The 19,274-nt window shown below is 74.6% G+C and carries 19 protein-coding genes; 11 read left to right on the top strand and 8 right to left on the bottom strand.

From position 1 onward, the window contains the following. Positions 1–28 precede the first annotated feature (28 nt). Both pstB and DQ244_RS09145 read left to right on the top strand, forming a co-directional pair. On the top strand, positions 29–808 hold the full coding sequence (gene pstB / locus DQ244_RS09150) for a phosphate ABC transporter ATP-binding protein PstB (RefSeq protein WP_113811195.1): 780 nt from the start codon (positions 29–31) through the stop codon (positions 806–808). Between the two features lie 34 nt (positions 809–842). Further along, entirely contained in the window at positions 843–1,391 is a 549-nt protein-coding gene (locus DQ244_RS09145; protein WP_199580320.1) for a GNAT family N-acetyltransferase, read from the top strand. On the opposite strand, the gene DQ244_RS09140 is transcribed toward DQ244_RS09145, so the two are convergent. Beyond that, positions 1,381–3,354, bottom strand: a complete 1,974-nt coding sequence (locus DQ244_RS09140; RefSeq protein WP_233491288.1) for an LCP family protein — start codon at positions 3,352–3,354, stop codon at positions 1,381–1,383. The genes DQ244_RS09145 and DQ244_RS09140 overlap by 11 nt on opposite strands. Before the next feature lie 283 nt (positions 3,355–3,637). Between DQ244_RS09140 and DQ244_RS09135 the strand changes: the two genes are divergently transcribed. After that, on the top strand, positions 3,638–4,405 hold the full coding sequence (locus tag DQ244_RS09135; RefSeq protein WP_233491287.1) for an alanine-zipper protein: 768 nt from the start codon (positions 3,638–3,640) through the stop codon (positions 4,403–4,405). Positions 4,406–4,476: 71 nt separating this feature from the next. Here the strand turns inward: DQ244_RS09135 and DQ244_RS09130 are convergent, their stop codons facing one another. Both DQ244_RS09130 and DQ244_RS09125 read right to left on the bottom strand, forming a co-directional pair. Continuing rightward, the gene (locus tag DQ244_RS09130; RefSeq protein ID WP_113811192.1) at positions 4,477–4,935 is read right to left on the bottom strand and encodes a DUF2795 domain-containing protein; all 459 of its coding nucleotides are present in this window, start codon (positions 4,933–4,935) and stop codon (positions 4,477–4,479) included. 45 nt (positions 4,936–4,980) lie between these two features. Beyond that, entirely contained in the window at positions 4,981–5,190 is a 210-nt protein-coding gene (locus DQ244_RS09125; RefSeq protein WP_113811191.1) for a DUF2945 domain-containing protein, read from the bottom strand. A 104-nt stretch (positions 5,191–5,294) separates the two neighbouring features. Here DQ244_RS09125 and DQ244_RS09120 point away from each other — a divergent pair, with 104 nt between their 5' ends. The 6 genes from DQ244_RS09120 to cysD all read left to right on the top strand — a co-directional run bounded on the left by DQ244_RS09120 (position 5,295) and on the right by cysD (position 10,902). Continuing rightward, on the top strand, positions 5,295–6,083 hold the full coding sequence (locus DQ244_RS09120; RefSeq protein WP_113811190.1) for a siderophore-interacting protein: 789 nt from the start codon (positions 5,295–5,297) through the stop codon (positions 6,081–6,083). A gap of 89 nt (positions 6,084–6,172) precedes the next feature. After that, the gene (locus DQ244_RS09115; protein ID WP_233491286.1) at positions 6,173–6,934 is read left to right on the top strand and encodes a response regulator transcription factor; all 762 of its coding nucleotides are present in this window, start codon (positions 6,173–6,175) and stop codon (positions 6,932–6,934) included. Next, positions 6,931–8,442, top strand: a complete 1,512-nt coding sequence (locus DQ244_RS09110; RefSeq protein WP_199580319.1) for a cell wall metabolism sensor histidine kinase WalK — start codon at positions 6,931–6,933, stop codon at positions 8,440–8,442. Before DQ244_RS09115 ends, DQ244_RS09110 begins: the two co-directional genes overlap by 4 nt. A gap of 22 nt (positions 8,443–8,464) precedes the next feature. Further along, positions 8,465–9,187, top strand: a complete 723-nt coding sequence (locus DQ244_RS09105; RefSeq protein ID WP_233491285.1) for a PaaI family thioesterase — start codon at positions 8,465–8,467, stop codon at positions 9,185–9,187. Beyond that, on the top strand, positions 9,178–9,918 hold the full coding sequence (locus DQ244_RS09100; protein WP_113811188.1) for an inositol monophosphatase family protein: 741 nt from the start codon (positions 9,178–9,180) through the stop codon (positions 9,916–9,918). Before DQ244_RS09105 ends, DQ244_RS09100 begins: the two co-directional genes overlap by 10 nt. A 75-nt stretch (positions 9,919–9,993) precedes the next feature. After that, the gene (gene cysD, locus DQ244_RS09095) at positions 9,994–10,902 is read left to right on the top strand and encodes a sulfate adenylyltransferase subunit CysD (protein WP_113811187.1); all 909 of its coding nucleotides are present in this window, start codon (positions 9,994–9,996) and stop codon (positions 10,900–10,902) included. On the opposite strand, the gene DQ244_RS09090 is transcribed toward cysD, so the two are convergent. Beyond that, positions 10,893–11,120, bottom strand: a complete 228-nt coding sequence (locus DQ244_RS09090) for a hypothetical protein (RefSeq protein WP_113811186.1) — start codon at positions 11,118–11,120, stop codon at positions 10,893–10,895. The genes cysD and DQ244_RS09090 overlap by 10 nt on opposite strands. Before the next feature lie 68 nt (positions 11,121–11,188). Here DQ244_RS09090 and DQ244_RS09085 point away from each other — a divergent pair, with 68 nt between their 5' ends. Further along, positions 11,189–12,532: a sulfate adenylyltransferase subunit 1 gene (locus tag DQ244_RS09085; protein WP_199580318.1), complete on the top strand. Its 1,344-nt coding sequence runs from the start codon at positions 11,189–11,191 to the stop codon at positions 12,530–12,532. Here the strand turns inward: DQ244_RS09085 and DQ244_RS09080 are convergent. The 3 genes from DQ244_RS09080 to DQ244_RS09075 all read right to left on the bottom strand — a co-directional run bounded on the left by DQ244_RS09080 (position 12,529) and on the right by DQ244_RS09075 (position 14,651). Continuing rightward, the gene (locus DQ244_RS09080) at positions 12,529–13,905 is read right to left on the bottom strand and encodes a cytochrome P450 (RefSeq protein ID WP_233491284.1); all 1,377 of its coding nucleotides are present in this window, start codon (positions 13,903–13,905) and stop codon (positions 12,529–12,531) included. The two genes, DQ244_RS09085 and DQ244_RS09080, sit on opposite strands and share 4 nt — an antisense overlap. Positions 13,906–13,999: 94 nt before the next feature. After that, entirely contained in the window at positions 14,000–14,164 is a 165-nt protein-coding gene (locus DQ244_RS19620) for a hypothetical protein (protein ID WP_199580317.1), read from the bottom strand. A 97-nt stretch (positions 14,165–14,261) separates the two neighbouring features. After that, positions 14,262–14,651 carry an ATP-binding protein gene (locus DQ244_RS09075; protein WP_113811185.1) on the bottom strand — a complete coding sequence of 130 codons (390 nt, stop codon included), beginning with the start codon at positions 14,649–14,651 and terminating at the stop codon, positions 14,262–14,264. A 226-nt stretch (positions 14,652–14,877) separates the two neighbouring features. Between DQ244_RS09075 and DQ244_RS09070 the strand changes: the two genes are divergently transcribed. Then, positions 14,878–15,228 (top strand): hypothetical protein, encoded by a 351-nt coding sequence (locus tag DQ244_RS09070; RefSeq protein WP_113811184.1) that lies wholly within the window; start codon positions 14,878–14,880, stop codon positions 15,226–15,228. On the opposite strand, the gene hrpA is transcribed toward DQ244_RS09070, so the two are convergent. Further along, entirely contained in the window at positions 15,225–19,163 is a 3,939-nt protein-coding gene (gene hrpA, locus DQ244_RS09065) for an ATP-dependent RNA helicase HrpA (RefSeq protein ID WP_113811183.1), read from the bottom strand. The genes DQ244_RS09070 and hrpA overlap by 4 nt on opposite strands. Between the last annotated feature and the right edge of the window lie 111 nt (positions 19,164–19,274).

Here is a 19,274-nt window from a genome sequence, read left to right as displayed (position 1 = left end):
CCGACCGACAGACCCGGAGGACACGCACGTGGCCAAGCGCATCGAGGTCTCCGACCTCAACATCTACTACGGCAACTTCCGAGCCGTCGAAGGCGTCAACATCTCCATCGAGCCGCGGAGCATCACCGCGCTCATCGGCCCGTCGGGCTGCGGGAAGTCGACGTTCCTCCGCTCGCTCAACCGGATGCACGAGGTGCTTCCCGGGGCACGCGTCGAGGGCAAGGTCGTCATGGACGGCCAGGACCTCTACGGACCCGACGTCGACCCGGTGGACGTCCGCCGCCAGATCGGCATGGTCTTCCAGCGGCCGAACCCGTTCCCGACGATGTCCATCTACGACAACGTGATCGCCGGCAACCGGCTGAACAACAAGCGCATGAAGAAGGCCGAGGCCGACGACCTCGTCGAGAAGTCGCTGCGCGGCGCGAACCTCTGGAACGAGGTGAAGGACCGGCTCGACCGCCCCGGCTCCGGCCTGTCCGGTGGTCAGCAGCAGCGGCTCTGCATCGCCCGCGCCATCGCCGTCGAGCCCGACGTCCTGCTGATGGACGAGCCGTGCTCCGCCCTGGACCCGATCTCCACGCTGGCCATCGAGGACCTGATGACCGAGCTGAAGGAGCAGTTCACCATCGTGATCGTCACGCACAACATGCAGCAGGCGGCGCGGGTGAGCGAGTCCACCGGCTTCTTCAACCTCAACGGTGTCGGGCAGCCCGGCCGGCTGATCGAGTTCAACCCGACCGAGAAGATCTTCAGCAACCCCGACGAGAAGGCCACCGAGGACTACATCTCCGGCCGCTTCGGCTGATCCGGCGCTGATCCGGCGCTGAGAGGATGCCGGGGTGCTGCCCCCACCCCGGCTGGTGACCCTCGACGACGCCCCCGCCCTCGCGGCGCTGCTGCGGGAGAACCGGGAGTTCCTCGCGCCCTACGAGCCGCATCGCGACGAGTCCTGGTACACCGACGAGGGCCAGCGGGCGGAGCTGGCCACGGTGCTGGCCGCGCACGCCGCGGGCACGATGGCGCCCTACGTCGTGCTGGCGCCCAGCGGTGAGGTGGCCGGCCGGATCACGCTGGCCGGCATCGTGCGCGGAGCCCTGCTGTCCGGCGCGGTCGGCTACTGGGTGGCGCAGCGCCACACCCGGCAGGGGCTGGCCTCGGCGGCGGTGGCGCACGTCATCCGCACCGCCTTCGACGAGCTCGGCCTCCACCGGGTCGAGGCGGGGACCCTGCCGGACAACGTCGCCTCCCAGGCGGTGCTGGCCCGCAACGGCTTCGAGCGGTACGGCCTGGCTCCGCGCTACCTGCACATCGCCGGTCGCTGGCGGGACCACGTGCTGTTCCAGGTGCTGAACGCCCGCCTGGAGGAGCCGGGCGGCGTCAGCAGCTGACCGGTTCCGCCTCCGGCTGCGGATCGGCCGGGGCCGGCTGCGCCGCGGTCTCGACGGCGGCCGGACCGCCGACCTGGACCGGGACGACCGTCGAGTACCCGGGCCCGATCACCAGCTGGACCGCGGCACCGACCGCGTCGCTGGGCCGGAGGACCGAGTTCGGCACGGCGGCCGCGACAGTGCGCGCCTGCTCCTCCGCCCCGGGTCCGAAGCGCACGACCGTCTCGTTCACCGTGCCCTCCTCGTTGCCCACGGTCCCGACACCGAAGCCCTGGGCGCGCAGGGCGTCGGCGACCGTGCCGGCGAGCCCCGTCGTGGCCGTGCCGTTGAGCACGTCGACGGTGATCTGCCCGGGTGCCGCCGTCAGGGGCGGCGGGCCCGCCGGCTGCTCGGGAGCCGGCTGCGGCGCCTCGGCCGCCTGGGACGCGGCGGTCTGGGCGGCCCGCTGGGCCTCGAGGACCTCGGCGGGCAGCCGGGTGTCGTCGATGACCGCGTCGAACAGCGACCGCGTCGCCGGTGCGTCGAGCACGACGTAGGCCTCATCGGTGCCGGCCGGCACGTAGCCGACCTGCGCGACCGGCAGCCCGGCCCGCTGGACGGCGTCGCCGGAGAGGTTCCCGAGCGAGCCGGCCAGCTCCCGCAGGTCCCCCAGGGTCGTCTGCTCGTCGACGGTCAGGCTGTCCGACGCCCGGTTGAGGAAGGTGGCGAGGGCGACCGGGTCGAGCAGCGTGTCGATCGACATCGCCCCGCGCAGCGTCGAGGTCAGCAGCCGCTGCGCGCGCTCGGCGACGGCGGCCCCGGTGACGTCGGTGCCCGAGTCACCCGGAGCGAGGAACCCGGCGGCCGCGCTGCCGGTGAGCTGCGAGGGGCCCGCGGGCGGCGGCTCGGCGGCCGCGGCGGTCGCCTCGGAGGGGACGACGCAGACGGGGACGCCGCCCAGCGCGTCGACCATCGCCGGCAGACCGGCGAGGTCCACCCCGAGGTAGTGGTCGATCCTCAGGCCGGAGAGCTGCTGGACCGCCCGCACCATGCACGCCGGACCGCCGTCGAGCAGCGAGCTGGCGAAGGCCTCGGTCACGGGGTTGCGCAGATCGCCGTCGGGCGTGCGGCACACGGGGGTGTCGATCATCGCGGTCGGCGGGACGCTCACCAGCACCGCGCGGTCGCCCTCGGCCGACACCGAGGCCACCAGGGTCGCCACCGAGGCCGCGCCGGTCTGCCCGGGGACGCCGGTGCCGACGACGAGGTAGGTCTCGGCGGCGTCCTGCAGCTCGGCGGCGAGCACTTCGGGGCCGTCGGTCGCCAGCGCGTCGACCCGGTCGATGCGCTGGTCGACATAGAAGTAGAGCGCCAGGTGGTACAGGACGACGACGCCGAGCAGCGCGACCAGCGCCGTCGCCACCCGGACCGCGCGGCGGCGGCCCGCGCTCCGCGGGGGGCGGGCCTCGGCGCGCGTGGGCCGCTCCACCGGGGGCGCCGGCGGGACGGCGATACCCGGCAACGGGGGGATCGGGCCGCTGCGCCGCGACGGGCGCTCGGCGGGGGCCCAGAGCGAGGCCCCGCTGCTGCCCGGCACCGGGGGGAGACCGGCCTGGACGGCAGGAGCGATCGGTGCCGGCGCGGGGGCGGCGGCGGGTACCGGTGGCAGCCCCGGCTGGAGCGCCGGCAGCGGCGGCGGGCCCGGCTGCACCTCGGGCGCAGCGGTGGACCCCCCGGCGGGACGGGCCGGCCGCACGGCACCGGGCACGGGCGGCAGACCGGCGCGGACAGCGGGGCTCTCGTCGGAGCGCGCGGCGGGCGTCTCGGGCCCGCGGGCGACCGGGGCGCGGCGGGCCGGAGCCCCGGCCCGGGGTTCGGCGGCCCGGCGGGCGGGAGCCTCGGCCCGGGGCTCGGCGGCGCGCCGGGACGCGCGGCGCCGGCCCACCCCCTCGCCCTGACGGGCCAGGAGCTGCTCGACGGTCACCGGCTCGACGGCGCCGGCCTCCGCGGAGTGCCCACGGCGAGTTCGACCGGGGACGCCTCGGGCGCCCCCGCCGTCCCGCGTCGGCTGATCCCCCACAGGTGTCGACACCTTCTCGTCGTCCGCACGTACGTGTCCGTCGACCCACGATACGGGCGTCCGGGCCTTTACCACGCCGACGCGCGGCACGGGAGGTGACCTGACGGGGGCAACCTGATGGTGGCCCACCGGAGTGGTGCGTAGCGTTCGACGGGTGCGTCTCCCTTCCGTACCAGGCCCTTCCGATGTGCTCGCCCTCGTGGGCGGCGTCCGCGACGGGGTGTCCGACGCGGTCGCGCTCGTCCCCCGGGCGGCCGACGTCCTCGGCACGGTGGAGACCCTGCTGAGCCGGGTGTCGGGGCTGGTCGACCGGATGGAGGGCCTGCTCGACCGGGCCGACGGCGCGATCGAGCGGGTGGAGGCGACCCGGACCCGGGCCGACGAGGCCATCGCCGGGGTGGGCGAGATCCAGGCCAAGGCGGACGACGCGATCGAGCGCGTCGGCCAGACGCAGCAGAAGGCCGACGACGCCATCGAACGGGTCGGCCAGACCCAGCAGAAGGCCGACGACGCCATCGAACGGGTCGGCCAGACCCAGCAGAAGGCCGACGACGCCATCGAGCGGGTCGGGGGCACCAGCGCCCGGGCGGACGCGATCGTCGACCGGGCCGAGAGCATGGTGGGCCGGGTCGAGCCGATGCTCGCCGACTACGAGCCGGTGCTGACCGCCCTGGCCCCCGCGGTCCGGCGACTGGCCGCCTCGGTCGATGCCGACGAGGTCGACGCGCTCATCCAGCTGATCGACCAGCTCCCCCAGCTGGTCACGCACCTCGACGAGGACATCCTGCCGGTGCTGGAGACCCTCGGGACGGTGGGCACCGACGTGCACGACCTGGTCGACACGGTCCAGGACATGCGTCAGATCGTGAAGGGCTTCCCGGGCTCCCGCCTGTTCCGCCGCCGCGGGGCGGAGGAGATCGCGCAGGACGAGGCCCGGGAAGCAACGGACGCCTGAGGATCGGCCCCGGTCAAGGTCTCACCCCGAGCCTGCGAGGGGTGAGAAGACCGGGGTCCTCCCTCCTCGGGTCAGACGTCGGACGCGCCGGCCCCGGGGCCGGTCTCCGTGGGGTAGCCCAGCGCCCGGGCGACGTCGCCGATGCGCTCGAAGGTCTGCCCCTCGGGCAGCCGCTGGAGCTCCGCCACCACGACATCCGGCGCGCGGTGGTCCAGGGCGGCCTCGACCAGGTCCTCCCGGGTGCCGGGGAAGGGCTGGCGGGTCAGCCAGCGCGCCAGCTCGGCCCGGGCGACGACCGCGTCCTCGGTCATGCCGACTGGGGTCCCGCCGACGAGCGTGCCGGTCGGGTCCGCGGTGATGTCCGGTTCGCCCTCGGCGACCGGCTCGACCTCGCGCCACTCCTGCGCCCGGGTGGCCTTCTCGCCCTTCAGCATGCCCTGGATCTCGTGCTCGAGCTCCTCGTCGAGCCGGGGGTTGTGCTTGGTGCTGCGCTCGGACGCTCCGGCGAACTGGCCTGCGGACTCGGTCACGGTGTCTCCCTCTGCTGTGCGGTCCGGGGTGCCCGGACCTGTGGATCAGTCCTCGTGCAGGGCGCCGGGCTTGTGCACGGCGGTCTTGCCGGTCTTGTCGCTCTCCACCTCGTACTGCGGGTCGTCCTTGCTGGCCCGCACGGTGCGACCGGACGCCTCGGTGTCGGAGGTGATCTTCCGTTTCACCGTGCCCTCGACCTCGTTGCCGTGACTGCTCCAGGTGACGTGGTCACCCTTCTTCGGTTCGCCAGACATGGCGTCTCCCTGCTCGCGGACAGTGCTGCCCGTGCCGTGCCCCCGGGGGCGGCCGGGCACACATCGGTCACCGGCGACGGGCGGCCCGCCTAGGCTGGAGCGACGTGACCTCTCCTGACGGCGCCGTGTTCACCGACGGCCTGCGACCGGTCGACGTCCTCACCGTCGTCGCGGTGACCGACGTGACCCCCTCGGTGCGCCGGGTGACCCTCTCCGGGGAGCCCGCCGCGGTGGCCGCCGCGGGCCCGACCGTGAACCTGCTCGTGCCCCGGGCCGACGACCCCGACCCGCTCTGGCCGCGCATCCAGCGGGACGGCCGGATCGTCTGGCCGCAGGGCAGCCACGGGGTCGCGCTGCGCAGCTACACCGCCCGCCGCCAGGACCCCGCCGCCGGCGAGGTGGACATCGACTTCGTCCTGCACGGCGACGGCCCGGCCGCCGCCTGGGCCGCCGCCGCGCGACCGGGTGCCGTGCTGGCGGTCGCGGGTGCCGCCTCCCTGGCCGAGCGTCCCGCCGGCTGGCTGCTGCTGGCCGGCGACGAGACCTCGCTGCCGGCCATCAGCCGGCTGCTCGCCACCGCCCCGCCCACCGCGGTCGGCGTCGCCTTCCTCGAGGTCGCCGGGCCGGAGGAGGAGCAGCCGCTTCCGGGCCCGCCCGGGATCGAGGTGCGCTGGCTGCACCGCGGCGGCACACCGCCCGGCGAGAGCACGCTGCTGGCCGACGCCGTCGCCGCGCTCGAGCGGCCGCCCGGGGACGACGTCTTCGCCTGGGTCGGGGCGGAGTCGGCGACGGTGCGCGCCGTCCGGGCCGACCTGCGCGGGCGCTGGGGCCTGGGCCGGGCGCAGCACCACGCGATCGGCTACTGGCGCCTGGGCAAGGCCATGGGCAGCTGATCCCCGGGCGGGTGAGAGAGCGTCGGCTCCCAGCGGATTCACAGGTAGCGTCCAGTCGTGGCGCAGCCGGCGGACCGAGGCTCGGGACCATGACCGCATCGGCGCACGTGACCGGAGGAGCCGTGTCCGGCAACCAGACCACCGGCAGCCCCGCCCCGGAGGCCCGCCTGCTGGTGGTGGACGACGAGCCGAACATCCGCGAGCTGCTCTCGGCCAGCCTGCGCTACGCGGGGTTCGAGGTGGCGACGGCGGCCGACGGGCAGCAGGCGCTCGCGCTGGCCGGGTCGTTCCGCCCGGACCTGCTGGTGCTCGACGTCATGATGCCGGGCCTCGACGGCTTCGGCGTCGTCCGCCGGCTGCGTGAGTCGGGCAAGCACACCCCGGTGCTGTTCCTCACCGCCCGGGACGCCGCCGAGGACAAGATCAGCGGCCTGACCCTGGGTGGGGACGACTACGTCACCAAGCCGTTCAGCCTCGACGAGGTCGTCGCCCGCATCCGCGCGGTGCTGCGCCGGACGGCGGGCGCCCAGCGCGCCGCCGAGGCGCCCCGGCTGACCTTCGCCGACATCGAGCTGGACGAGGAGACCCACGAGGTCATCAAGGCCGGCGAGGTCATCAGCCTCTCCCCCACCGAGTTCAAGCTGCTGCGCTACCTCATGGCCAACGCCGGCCGGGTGCTGTCGAAGGCGCAGATCCTCGACCACGTGTGGAACTACGACTTCAACGGCGAGGCGAACGTCGTCGAGTCCTACATCTCCTACCTGCGCCGCAAGATCGACACCACCGAGCCCCGGCTGCTGCAGACCATCCGCGGGGTGGGCTACACGCTGCGGCTGCCGCGGGGCTCGTGACCGCCGGCTCCCCGGATCCCCGCCGGGGCGCCCGGATCCCGCTGCGGGTGACCCTGGTCGCCCTCCTGGTCGCGCTCCTCTCGGTCGCCCTGCTGGCGACGGGTCTGGCCGCCACCTCGTTGCTGCGCGGCTACCTGACCCAGCAGCAGGACGCGCAGCTGCGGGTGACCGCCGACCGGCTCTCCGAGCAGCGCGTCTCGCTGCTCCGGCAGTGCACGGTCGAGGCGCAGGCCTACCCGGCCACCGACTACCTCGGCTGCCTCGCCCCCGGCGGCGAGGAGCTGGTCGTCCTCGCCGGCCCGACGGTCGACGAGGGCCAGCGGCCCGACCTCGGCCGGCTGGCCGAGCGGATGGGCGACGACGACCCCGCTGGCCCCGCCCGCCCACCGCGCATGTTCACCGTCCCCGCGGAGGACAGGAGCACCTCCTGGCGGGTCGCCGCCGTCGAGCTGCCCGAGGGGTACACGGCGCTGCTCGCCCGTGACCTGCGCGGCGACGAGCAGGTCATCCACCGCCTGGTGGCCATCGAGGTCGTCGTCGGCCTCGTCGTCCTCGCGCTGCTGGGAGCCGCCGGCTACGTCCTGGTGCGGAACAGCCTGCGGCCGCTCGCCGAGGTGGAGGACACCGCGCGGGCGATCGCCGCGGGCGACCTCTCCCGCCGCGTGCCGGAGGGCGACGAGCGCACCGAGGTCGGCCGCCTCTCGACGGCGCTGAACGGGATGCTCGCCCGCATCGAGAGCGCCTTCCACGCCCAGCAGGCCTCCGAGGAGCAGGCCCGCGGCTCCGAGCAGCGGATGCGGCGGTTCGTCGCCGACGCCAGCCACGAGCTGCGGACCCCGCTGACGTCGATCCGCGGCTTCGCCGAGCTGTACCGCCAGGGGGCGGTCCGCTCGGAGGACGACGTCGCCCGCCTCATGGAGCGGATCGAGGCCGAGGGCGGCCGGATGGGGCTGCTGGTCGAGGACCTCCTGCTGCTCGCCCGCATGGACCAGCAGCGACCGCTGTCGACCGCCCCGGTCGACCTCGCCGCCGTCGCCGGCGACGCCGTGCACGACGCCCGCGCCGTCCAGCCCGACCGGCCGATCAGCCTGCACCTGGACGAGTCGCTGACCGACGTCCCGGTCGTGCTCGGCGACGAGGGCCGGCTCCGCCAGGTGGTCGGCAACCTGGTCACCAACGCGCTGACCCACACCCCGGTGACCACCCGCGTGCTGGTCTCGGTGGCGCAGGACCCCGAGGACGCCGACGTGCTGCTGCTGCGGGTCGCCGACGAGGGGCCGGGCATGGCCGAGGCCGACGCCGCCCGGGCCTTCGAGCGGTTCTACCGGGCCGACGCCTCGCGCACCCGGGCCGCGGGCGGGACCGGGCTGGGCCTGTCCATCGTCGCCTCGCTGGCCGCCGCCCACGGCGGGTCCGCGGCGCTGGAGACGGCGCCGGGCGCGGGGCTCGCCGTCACCGTCCGGCTGCCCCGCGGCGGACCGCCCAGGGGTGCCACGACGCCGGCCTGAGCGGGCTTGCGACCATCTGGCGGTGACCACGAACGACGGCGAGCCCGAGACCGGAGCCCCCTACGACGCCGAGCTGATGGCGGCGTCCACCGATCTCGGCGCCGCGCTGCGCGACCTCATCGAGGCCTCGGTGGTCAGCACGGTGCCGGCCGGGGAGATCGCCGCGGCCGCCGAGCTGGTGCGCCAGGCCACCGCGCGGGTCGCGGCGTCCCGGCGGACCGCCGCCCAGCTGCCGGTCCTCGACGACCCCGCCACGGGCCGCCGCGTGTTCAACCCGGTCGTCGGCATCGGCAACGCGATCGCCCCGCCGCTGCTGGTGCGCCGCGAGGAGGGCGGCGTCGTCGCCGAGGTGACGCTCGGCGTGGCCTACGAGGGCCCGCCGAGCTACGTGCACGGCGGCATGAGCGCGCTGTTCATGGACCAGCTCCTCGGCAGCGCCGCCGGTGCCGCGGGCCTGTGGGGCATGACCGCGCACCTGGAGCTGGACTACCGCGGGCCGCTGCCGCTGGAGACGCCGCTGGTGCTGCGCGCCTGGGTGGACAGCAACGAGGGCCGCAAGTCGGTCATCGCCGGCACGATCGCGCTCGCCTCCGCTCCGGAGAAGCCGCTGGTCGAGGCGCGCGGCATCTTCGTCATGCCGCGCCCGGAGAAGGCCCAGGCCTACTTCGGCGCGATCACCGACGCCACCGGGAAGCACACCCCGCCGCGCCGGCCGGGCGACGCGACGTCGGTGCAGTGGAGCTGACCGACGTCGCCGTCGCGGTCCGGGCCGCCCGGGCCGCGGCCGAGGTGCTCCTCCCGCTGCGCTCGGGCGGCCCGACCGGCCGCGCGCTGGGGGACGCCGGTGACGCCGCCGCCCAGCGCGCCATCCTCGCCGTCCTGACCGAGCAGCGGCCCGACGACGTCGTCTTCAGCGAGGAGGCGGCGGACGACGCCCGCCGGCTGGCCGCCGACCGGGTCTGGATCGTCGACCCCCTCGACGGCACCCGGGAGTACTCCGATCCCGAGCGCGGCGACTGGGCCGTGCACGTGGCGCTGTGGGCCGGCGGCGAGCTGCGGACGGCCGCCGTCGCGCTGCCCGCGCTCGGCGAGGTGCACGTGGCCGAACCCGCGCCGGCGCTCCCCGCCCGCCCGGAGGGACCGGTCCGGATCGCGGTCAGCCGCACCCGCCCCCCGGCCGAGGCCGAGGCCGTGGCCGCCGCGCTGGACGGCGAGCTGGTGCCCCTGGGGTCGGCCGGCTTCAAGACGCTGGCCGTGGTCCGCGGCGAGGTGGACGCCTACGTCCACTCGGGCGGGATGTACCAGTGGGACTCCGCCGCCCCGGTCGCGATCGCCCGGGCCGCGGGCTTGGTCACCTGCCGGCTGGACGGATCCCCGCTGGTCTACAACGTGCCCGATCCGTCGCTGCCCGACCTCGTCGTCGCCCGGCCCGAGCTCGCCGACCGGGTGCTGGCTGCGGCCCGTACCGGGCGATAGCGGACACTGGAGCGGAATCCGCACCGAGTCGATGCGGTTGCTCGCCCTGATGTCGAATCCCCGGAGCCTGCGCGCATGACTACGCCCGACTACCGGCTCAGCCAGCTGGAGACGCTGGAGGCCGAGTCCATCCACGTGATCCGCGAGGTCGTCGCCGAGCTCGAGCGGCCGGTGCTGCTGTTCTCCGGCGGCAAGGACTCGATCGTCATGCTGGAGCTGGCCCGGAAGGCGTTCGCCCCGGCCCGCATCCCGTTCCCGGTCATGCACGTCGACACCGGGCTGAACTTCCCCGAGGTGCTCGAGTTCCGCGACAAGCGGGTCGCCGAGCTCGGCGTGCAGCTCGTGGTCGCCTCCGTCCCCGACGCGATCGCGGCCGGCACGGTCAAGGAGGAGCCCAACGGCTCCCGCAACCGGATCCAGACGCCGGTGCTGCTCGACGCGGTCGAGGAGCACGGGTTCACCGCCCTGTTCGGGGGCGCCCGCCGCGACGAGGACAAGGCCCGCGCCAAGGAGCGGATGTTCTCCTTCCGCGACGAGTTCGGTCAGTGGGACCCGAAGAACCAGCGCCCCGAGATCTGGGACCTCTACAACGGCCGGATCCACCTGGGCGAGTCGATCCGGGTGTTCCCGCTGTCGAACTGGACCGAGCTCGACATCTGGCAGTACATCTCCCGCGAGCAGATCGCGATCCCCCCGCTCTACCTCGCGCAGGAGCGGGACGTCGTCGAGCGCCAGGGGATGCTCTACGCGGTCAACGAGTTCATCCGCCCGCGCGAGGGCGAGCAGGTGCGCCGCGAGAGCGTCCGCTACCGCACCGTGGGCGACGCGAACCTGACCGCCGCGGTGCTGTCCGAGGCGGTCACCGTGGAGGAGGTCATCGCCGAGATCGCGGTGACCCGCATGACCGAGCGCGGCGCCACCCGGGGTGACGACAAGGTCAGCGACGCGGCGATGGAGGACCGCAAGAAGGAGGGCTACTTCTGATGGCCCCGCTTCTCCGCGGAGCGCCGGCGGCAGCGCTGCACCAGCAGCCGGACCACGACGGCGAGCAGCACCAGGCCCGTCACCCAGCCCGCCACCTCCGGCGGCTGCCGAACCTCCACGCCCAGCACGGCGCAGATCCACGCGGCCACCGCGTGCCCGGCGACGTAGCCCACGACCACGACCAGCAGCGCCGGGACCGCCGCGGCGAACACGAACATGCGCTTCCTCCCCGGGCGTCGGCTCCCAGCGTCCGCCCCGACGCCGTCCTCTGCCAGGAGATGTCCCGATGAGTTCGATCCCCGACGCCCCGGTCGACGTCCACCCCGAGCCGCCGGTCGACGTCCACTCGCGGGCGGCCGAGCAGGCCGCCGAGATCGCCACCGCGCGCAAGGACATCCTGCGGATCGCCACCGCGGGCTCGGTCGACGACGGCAAGAGCACCCTCATGGGCCGGCTGCTCTACGACAGCAAGGCGATCTTCGAGGACCAGTACGAGGCGGTCGAGCGGGCCAGCAAGGGCGGCTTCGTCGACCTGGCGCTGCTCACCGACGGGCTGCGCGCCGAGCGCGAGCAGGGCATCACCATCGACGTCGCCTACCGGTACTTCGCCACCCCCCGGCGCACCTTCATCCTGGCCGACACCCCCGGCCACGTGCAGTACACGCGCAACATGGTCACCGGCGCCTCCACCGCCGACCTGGCGATCGTGCTGGTGGACGCCCGCAAGGGCATGGTGGAGCAGAGCCGCCGGCACGCCTTCCTCGCCTCGCTGCTGCGGGTGCCGCACCTGGTCGTCGCGGTGAACAAGATGGACCTGGTCCAGTGGTCGGAGGCGACCTACGAGGCGATCCGCGACGAGTTCAGCGCGTTCGCGGCCAAGCTCGACATCCCCGACCTCACCGTCGTCCCGATCTCCGCCCTCAACGGCGACAACGTGGTCCGGCGCTCGGAGAACATGCCCTGGTACGAGGGCCCCTCGCTGCTGCACCACCTCGAGCACGTGCACGTTGCCAGCGACCGCAACCTGGTCGACGTCCGCTTCCCCGTGCAGTACGTGATCCGCCCGCAGTCCGACGCGCACCACGACTACCGGGGCTACGCCGGCACGGTGGCCAGCGGTGTGCTCCGCGCCGGCGACGAGGTGCAGGTGCTGCCCAGCGGCCTGACGACGACGATCGCCGGCATCGACGGGCCCCGCGGCCCGGTGGACGAGGCGTTCGCACCGATGGCGGTGACCGTCCGGCTCTCCGACGACCTCGACGTCTCCCGCGGTGACCTGATCTGCCGCCCGGCCAACGCCCCGCACGCGTCCCAGGACCTGGACGCGCTGGTGTGCTGGATGACCGACGAGCCGCTGCGGCCCCGTCAGCGGATCGCCGTCAAGCACACGACCCGCACCGTCCGCGGCATGGTCAAGGAGCTCCAGTACCGGCTGGACGTGAACTCCCTGCACCGGGACGGCGAGGCCGGCGAGCTCGGGCTCAACGACATCGGCCGGGTGAAGATCCGGACGACGCAGCCGCTGTTCGTCGACGACTACGCGCGCAACCGCGTGACCGGCCGGTTCATCCTCATCGACGAGGCGACCAACGCCACCGTCGGCGCCGGGATGCTCGTACCCGGCAGCTAAGGGCCGAAATGGCCATTTTGGCCCCTAGCGGAGGGTGACGGGGAGGCGCTCGAAGCCGCGCAGGGTCTGCAGGTCGCGGCGCTCGGGCGTGCCGGCGACCCGCAGCTCCGGGAACCGCTCGCTGAGCGCCCGCAGGCCCACCACGCCCTCCAGCCGGGCGAGGCCCGCGCCCACGCAGTAGTGGATGCCTCCGGAGAACGCCAGGTGGCGCGGGCGTTGGCCCGGGTCACGTCGAAGCGCGCCGGGTCGGGGAAGACGTCGGGGTCCCGGTTGGCCGCGCCCAGCAGCACGGTCACCCGGGTACCGGTGCGCACGCTGCGCCCACCGAGCTCGACGTCGGCCTTCGCCGTCCGGCCGGTCAGCTGCACCGGGCTGTCCAGCCGCAGGACCTCCTCCACGGCGCCGTCCCAGCCCGTGGGGTCGGCGCGCAGGCCCTCCCACTGGTCGCGGTGGGCGTCCAGCAGGACGACGGCGTTGCCGAGCAGGTTGACCGTCGTCTCGAACCCGGCGCCGAGCAGCAGCAGGACGACGGCGTGCAGCTCGCGGTCGGTGAGCGCCTCCTCGGGCGGCAGGGTCACCAGGCTGCTGACCAGGTCCTCGCCCGGGTCGCGGCGCAGCTGCGCGAAGTGCTCGTCGAGGAAGGTGTGCATGGCCCGCAGCGCCTTCTCCGCGGCGAGGTAGCGCCGCAGCGGCAGCCCCGGGTCCAGCGTGGCGGCGGCCGCGGCACCCCAGCGCAGGAAGTCCTCCCGCCGGGACGTGGGCACACCGAGCAGCTCGGCGATGACGAGCACCGGCAGCTGGGCGGCGTAGGTCCCGATCAGGTCCACGGTGCCGGTGCGCCGTTCCAGGGCGTCGAGCAGGGAGTCGGCGGTGCGGCGGATCGCCGGCTCGAACGCCGCCGTCGCCCGCGGGGTGAACGCCCGGCTGACCAGCCGGCGGAAGCGGGTGTGGTCGGGCGGGTCGACGACCAGCATGGAGGGCGGCTCGGCCACCCCCGCCGACGCCGGGTCGTCACCGAACTCCAGCGCCCACCGGATGGGCTTCGGCGCGGCGGACCGGTCCCACCCGACGCCGAACCGGTCGGAGCGGAGCACCTCCTGGGCGATCGCGTGCGAGGTGGTGACCCAGCCGAGGCTGCTGCCGCTCAGCGGCCCGCGGGCGCGGACCTCCTCGTACACGCCGTAGGGCTGCTCGCGCAGGGCGCGGTCGCGCATCAGCCGGCCCACCGGATCGCCCCGGCGAGCGCTGCGGGAGAGGTAGACGGCGGGCAGGCCGTGGCGGACGGCCCAGCGCACGGCGGTGCGGGCGGGGCGGGCCAGCGGCCCGAGGGCCGCCCCGGCGGGGACCGGCCGCGTCTCGGCTGTGGCGCTCATCACCGCAGTCTGTCAGCCGCCGACCCCGGCCCGGACGCGACACCGCCCCCGTCCCGCGGTGCGGGACGGGGGCGGTGCGGGGGTCGTTCGGCGCTCAGGCCTGGTCGGTCGGCGCGGGCGCGCTACCCGGGTCGCCGTCCCAGTCCTTGCCGGCGACGTCGGCGTTCTCCGACGCGCTGTCGGTCTGACCGGCGACGGTCTCGATCATCTCCTCGTCGGAGACCCCCTCGCCGGCGGCGTGGGTGTTGGGCTCGCTCATCGCAGTCCCCTTCCTGTGGGATGGCTCCTGGCAGGGAGCCTCCCCGATCCGGGACGGCGGCAAACCAGCCGTCGGTCACAGCCGCGGTCGGCGCGGGTCAGAGGCGCTGGGGCCGCAGCTCGAACCAGACGCGCTTGCCGCCGCGGTGGTCCTCGCAGCCCCAGCGGTCGGCGACGACCTGCACCATGTGCATGCCGCGGCCGCGCACGCTGTCGCCGTCCAGCTCCTGGACCTCCGGCCGGGTCGGCGAGCAGTCGACGACGCCCAGGCGGAGCCAGTCCTCGGAGAAGGTGGCCTCGAGCGTGAGGCAGTCCGATCCGCCGACGTGGTCGACCACGTTGGCCACCAGCTCGGTCACCAGCAGGGCGGCGTCGTCGCGGTCCTGCCGGGCTCCCCATGCCTGCATCAGCTCGCGCACGAGCCGCCGGGCGACCGGAACGCTGGCAGCGGTCGGCGGCAGGTCGAAACTGGCGATGAGCGTGGACATGGAACCTTTCCGTTCTGCCGGCTGGCGGGGCGGCGTCTGGCCCGTGCTCTTCTTATCGGCAGGTCCGGCCCGAGAGCTGAGCTTCGGTTGCACACAACTGTCCCGCGACGACCCCTTCCCCGCAACTGCCGTTGCATGGAACACCCATTGCATGTCACACCTGTTGCATGCGTCCCACGGTGACGTATCGTCGTCCGCCGTCCGGTCGCCACCCGAGAGGACCCGCATGAGCACGCCCCGGCCGTCCGACGACGCCGCGACCCGGGCGCTGGTCGAGCTGATCGAGCAGGTCGACCGGTCCCTCGCGGAGCTGCAGCGCGCGCGGGAACGCGCCGTGGCGCTGCTCGCCGACCGCCGGGCCGGGCGCCCCTGGCTGGAGCTGGTCACCGAGGAGTCCCGCCCGCTGGTGGTCGAGAGCATCTCGTCGGTGCTCTCGTCCCTGGCCACCGCGGGGCACACCTGGCGGCGGGAGGAGGCGGCCGCGCTGCAGCGGGAGGAGGTCTCCATCAACCGGATCGCGGCGCTGTTCGGCGTCACGCGGCAGCGGATCTCGGCGCTGCTGCGCGACGGGGACTAGCCGAGGACCGCGTCGATCGCCTTGTAGATCCGCTGCTCGGAGACCGGCCGCGGCGTGCCCACCACCTGGGCGAACAGCGCCACCCGCAGCTCCTCGACCATCCAGCGCACGCGCACCACCGGGTCGTCGGGCGCGCCGGTGGAGGGCACCTCCCGGCGCAGCCGCTCGTAGTCCTCGGTCACCGCCGCCACCTGCTGCATCCACAGCTGGTCGCGGGCGGCGTTGGCCGGCAGCTTCTCCACCCGGTGGGCCATCGCCGTCAGGTAGCGCACCAGGTCGGGCAGCCGGCGCCGTCCGGTCGCGGCCACGAAGCCCCGGTGCAGCAGGCCCGTCATCTGCCGGCGGAGGTCGGCGACCGCGGCCTCCGGCACCCGCCGACCGGGGGCGGCGCCGAGGGCGACGGCGACCTCGCGCGCCCGGGTGAGGACCGCCTCGACCCGCCGCACGGTGTCCGCCGTCAGCTGCTGGAGCTGCCCCTTGGCGGCGGCGACGAGCGCGGCGAACGCGACCTCGTCCCGCGGGGGCCCACCGGCGGCCGCGATGAGCTCGTCGGCGGCGGCGTCCGCGCAGTCGGCGACCAGGTCGGGGATCTCGCCGTCCGGGTTGAACTGCAGGGCCAGGCGGGTGGCCGGTCCGAGCCCCTTCACGACCTGCTTGACCGGCGAGCCGGCGACCAGCACGAGCAGCCGACGGGCGCCGAGCCGGGTGAGCCGGGCGGCCTCGGCCGCGGTGGGCACGACGCGGACGCCGACCGTCGCCCCCTCGTCGACCAGAGCGGGGAAGGCGGTGACCACGTGGCCGCCCCGCCGCACCTCGACGGTCTCCGGCAGCTCCCCGAACGTCCACGACGTCTGGCCCGTCCGCTCGTGGTCCGAGGCCGCGCGGGCGAGGCTGGCGCGGGCCTGCGGCGCGACCTGCGCCGTGAGCGCCGCGAGGTCTTTGCCGGTGGCCAGCGTCCGGTGCTGGTCGTCGAGCACGCGGAACGTCGCGCGCAGGTGACCGGGCACCTGGCCGGGCTGCCAGGCGTCCGGCGGGATCACCATGCCGACCGCCCGGCGGAGCTCGCGCTCCAGCGCGGGCAGCAGCGGTTCCCCGACGTCGATCCGCGGCAGCACCTCCCGCACCCGGTCCGGGATCGGCACCAGGGCGCGGCGCAGCTGCTTGGGCAGCGAGCGGAGCAGCTCGGTGACCAGCTCGGCGCGCTGCCCCGGCACGGTGAAGGCCAGCGACTCACCCGCCGTCCGCTGGGCGACGGCGTCGAGCATGCCGAGGGGGACGTCGACGGTGACGCCGTCGAGGGGCGCGCCGGGTTCGAAGGCGTAGCTCAGCGGCAGGGTCAACCCCTGCGTCAGGTGCACCTCGTCGGGATAGTCCTCGATCCGCACCTCGGCGGCGACCGCCGCGTCGGTCAGCATCTCCGGGGTGAACGTCAGCAGGTCGGGCGTGCGGTGCCGGGCTGCCTTCCACCACTTGTCGAAGTGCCGGGTGGAGACGACGTCGGCCGGGATGCGGGCGTCGTAGAGCTCGAAGACGGTCTCGTCGTCGACCCCGATGTCGCGCCGCCGGGCCCGCTCCTCGAGCTCCCCGACCTGCTCCAGAGCCCGCTGGTTCTCGGCCCAGAACCTGTGGTGGGTCGTCCACTCCCCCTGCACCAGCGCGTGCCGGATGAACAGCTCACGGGAGACGACCGGGTCGATGGAGCCGTACTGGACGCGGCGGCCCACGACGAGCGGCAGCCCGTGCAGGGTGACCCGCTCGGTGGCCACGACGCTGCCGCGCTTGGCGTCCCACCGCGGCTCGGAGTACTGGCGCTTGACCAGGTGGTCGGCGAGCCGCTCGACCTCCTCCGGGTCGATCCGCGCGACGGTGCGGGCGAAGAGCCGGCTGGTCTCCACCAGCTCCGCGGCCACCACCCAGCGCGGGGGCTTCTTGGCCAGCGGGGTGCCCGGGGCGATGACGAAGCGGGTGTTCCGGGTGCCCAGGTACTCGCGGCCCGGCCGTCCCGGCTTGCCGTCCCGGGTCTTCGCCGGCTCCACCTGGAGGCCGACGTTGGTCAGCAGGCCGGACAGCAGCGCGGCGGAGATGCCCCGCTCGTCGGGCTCGGCCGCCGCGTCCTTCAGCTCCATGCCGAGGCGTCGCGCCGTTCCGCGCAGCTGGCCGTGCAGGTCCTGCCACTCCCGGATGCGCAGGTAGTGCAGGAACTCCCGCTTCACGGTGCGGCGGAACTGGTTGCCGGAGAGCGACTCCTGCTGCTCCTCCAGGTACCGCCAGAGGTTGAGCAGGGCGAGGAAGTCGGAGTTGTCGTCGGCGAAGCGGGCGTGCGACTGGTCGGCCGCCTGCTGGTGCTCGGCGGGCCGCTCGCGCGGGTCCTGGATGGTCAGCCCGGCGGCGATGACCAGGACCTCCTCCAGCACTCCCCGGCGGTCGGCCTCCACGACCATGCGGGCCAGCCGCGGGTCCAGCGGCAGGGTGGCCAGCGAGCGGCCGGTGTCGGTGAGCTTCCCGCCGGCGTCGAGGGCGCCGAGCTCCTCGAGCAGCGCGATGCCGTCGCTGACCGCGCGCCGGTCCGGCGGGTCGACGAACGGGAACTCCGCGACGTCGCCGAGGTCGAGCGCCGCCATCTGCAGCAGCACCGAGGCCAGGTTGGTGCGCAGGATCTCCGGGTCGGTGAACTCGGGGCGCGCCTCGAAGTCGTCGTGCGTGTAGAGGCGGATCGCGATGCCGGGGCCCAGCCGCCCGCACCGGCCGGAGCGCTGCCGGGCCGAGGCCTGGCTGACCGGCTCGATCGGCAGCCGCTGCACCTTGGTGCGATGGCTGTACCGGGAGATCCGCGCGGTGCCCGGGTCGATCACGTAGCGGATGCCGGGCACGGTCAGCGAGGTCTCGGCGACGTTGGTGGCGAGCACGATCCGGCGACCGCTGTGCGGGGCGAAGACCTTGTGCTGGTCGGCGGCCGAGAGCCGGCTGTACAGCGGGACGATCTCGGTGCCGCGCAGGTCGCGCTCGGACAGCGCGTCCTGGGTGTCGCGGATCTCCCGCTCGCCGGCGAGGAACACCAGGATGTCGCCCGGCCCCTCGGCGACGAGCTCGTCGACCGCGTCGACGATCGCGGTGACCTGGTCGCGGTCCTCGTCCGCCTCCGCGTCATCGGGGTCGACGACCGGCCGGTACCGGACCTCGACCGGGTACGTGCGCCCGCTGACCTCGATCACCGGCGCGTTCCCGAAGTGCTTCGCCACCCGCTCGACGTCGATGGTCGCGGAGGTGATGACCAGCTTGAGGTCGGGCCGCCGCGGGAGCAGCTGGGCGAGGTAGCCCAGCAGGAAGTCGATGTTGAGGCTCCGCTCGTGGGCCTCGTCCAGGATGATCGTGTCGTACTGGCGCAGCAGCCGGTCGTGCGCGATCTCGGCCAGCAGCACGCCGTCGGTCATGAGCTTGACCAGCGTCGAGTCCGACACCTGGTCGTTGAAGCGCATCTTGTAGCCGACCGCCTCGCCCAGCGGGGTGTCGAGCTCCTCGGCGATCCGCTCGGCGACGCTGCGCGCGGCGATCCGGCGCGGCTGGGTGTGCCCGATGCGACCGCGCACCCCGCGGCCCAGCTCGAGGGCGATCTTGGGCAGCTGGGTGGTCTTGCCCGAGCCGGTCTCGCCGGCGACCACCACGACCTGGGCGTCGCGCAGCGCGGCGGCGATGTCGTCGCGGCGGCCGCTGACCGGCAGGTCCTCGGGATAGCTGATCACCGGGACGGCGGCCCGCCGGCGGGCGATCCGCTCCTCGGCGACGGCGACGTCGGCGGCGATCCGCTCCCGCTGCCGCTCGCGGGCCTGCGCGTCCCGGGTGCGCCGCAGCCCGTCGAGCCGGCGGCGGAGCCGGTGCTCGTCGGCCAGCGTGAGGGACGCCAACCGCGCGCGGAGGTCGTCGTGCGGAGAACTCACCGGCGGACTCGCGTTCCTCTCGGGCGGGACGGGTAGGGGGACAGGCTCCCAAGGGTCCCACCTCGCGGGCCCGGCCCAGCGTTCCCCACCTCACACCCGATGCGCCCTGCA

The organism is Blastococcus sp. TBT05-19 (genome assembly GCF_003319095.1).
In the GTDB taxonomy this organism is placed as follows: domain Bacteria; phylum Actinomycetota; class Actinomycetes; order Mycobacteriales; family Geodermatophilaceae; genus Blastococcus.
This window is presented reverse-complemented; position numbering and strand designations above follow the sequence as displayed.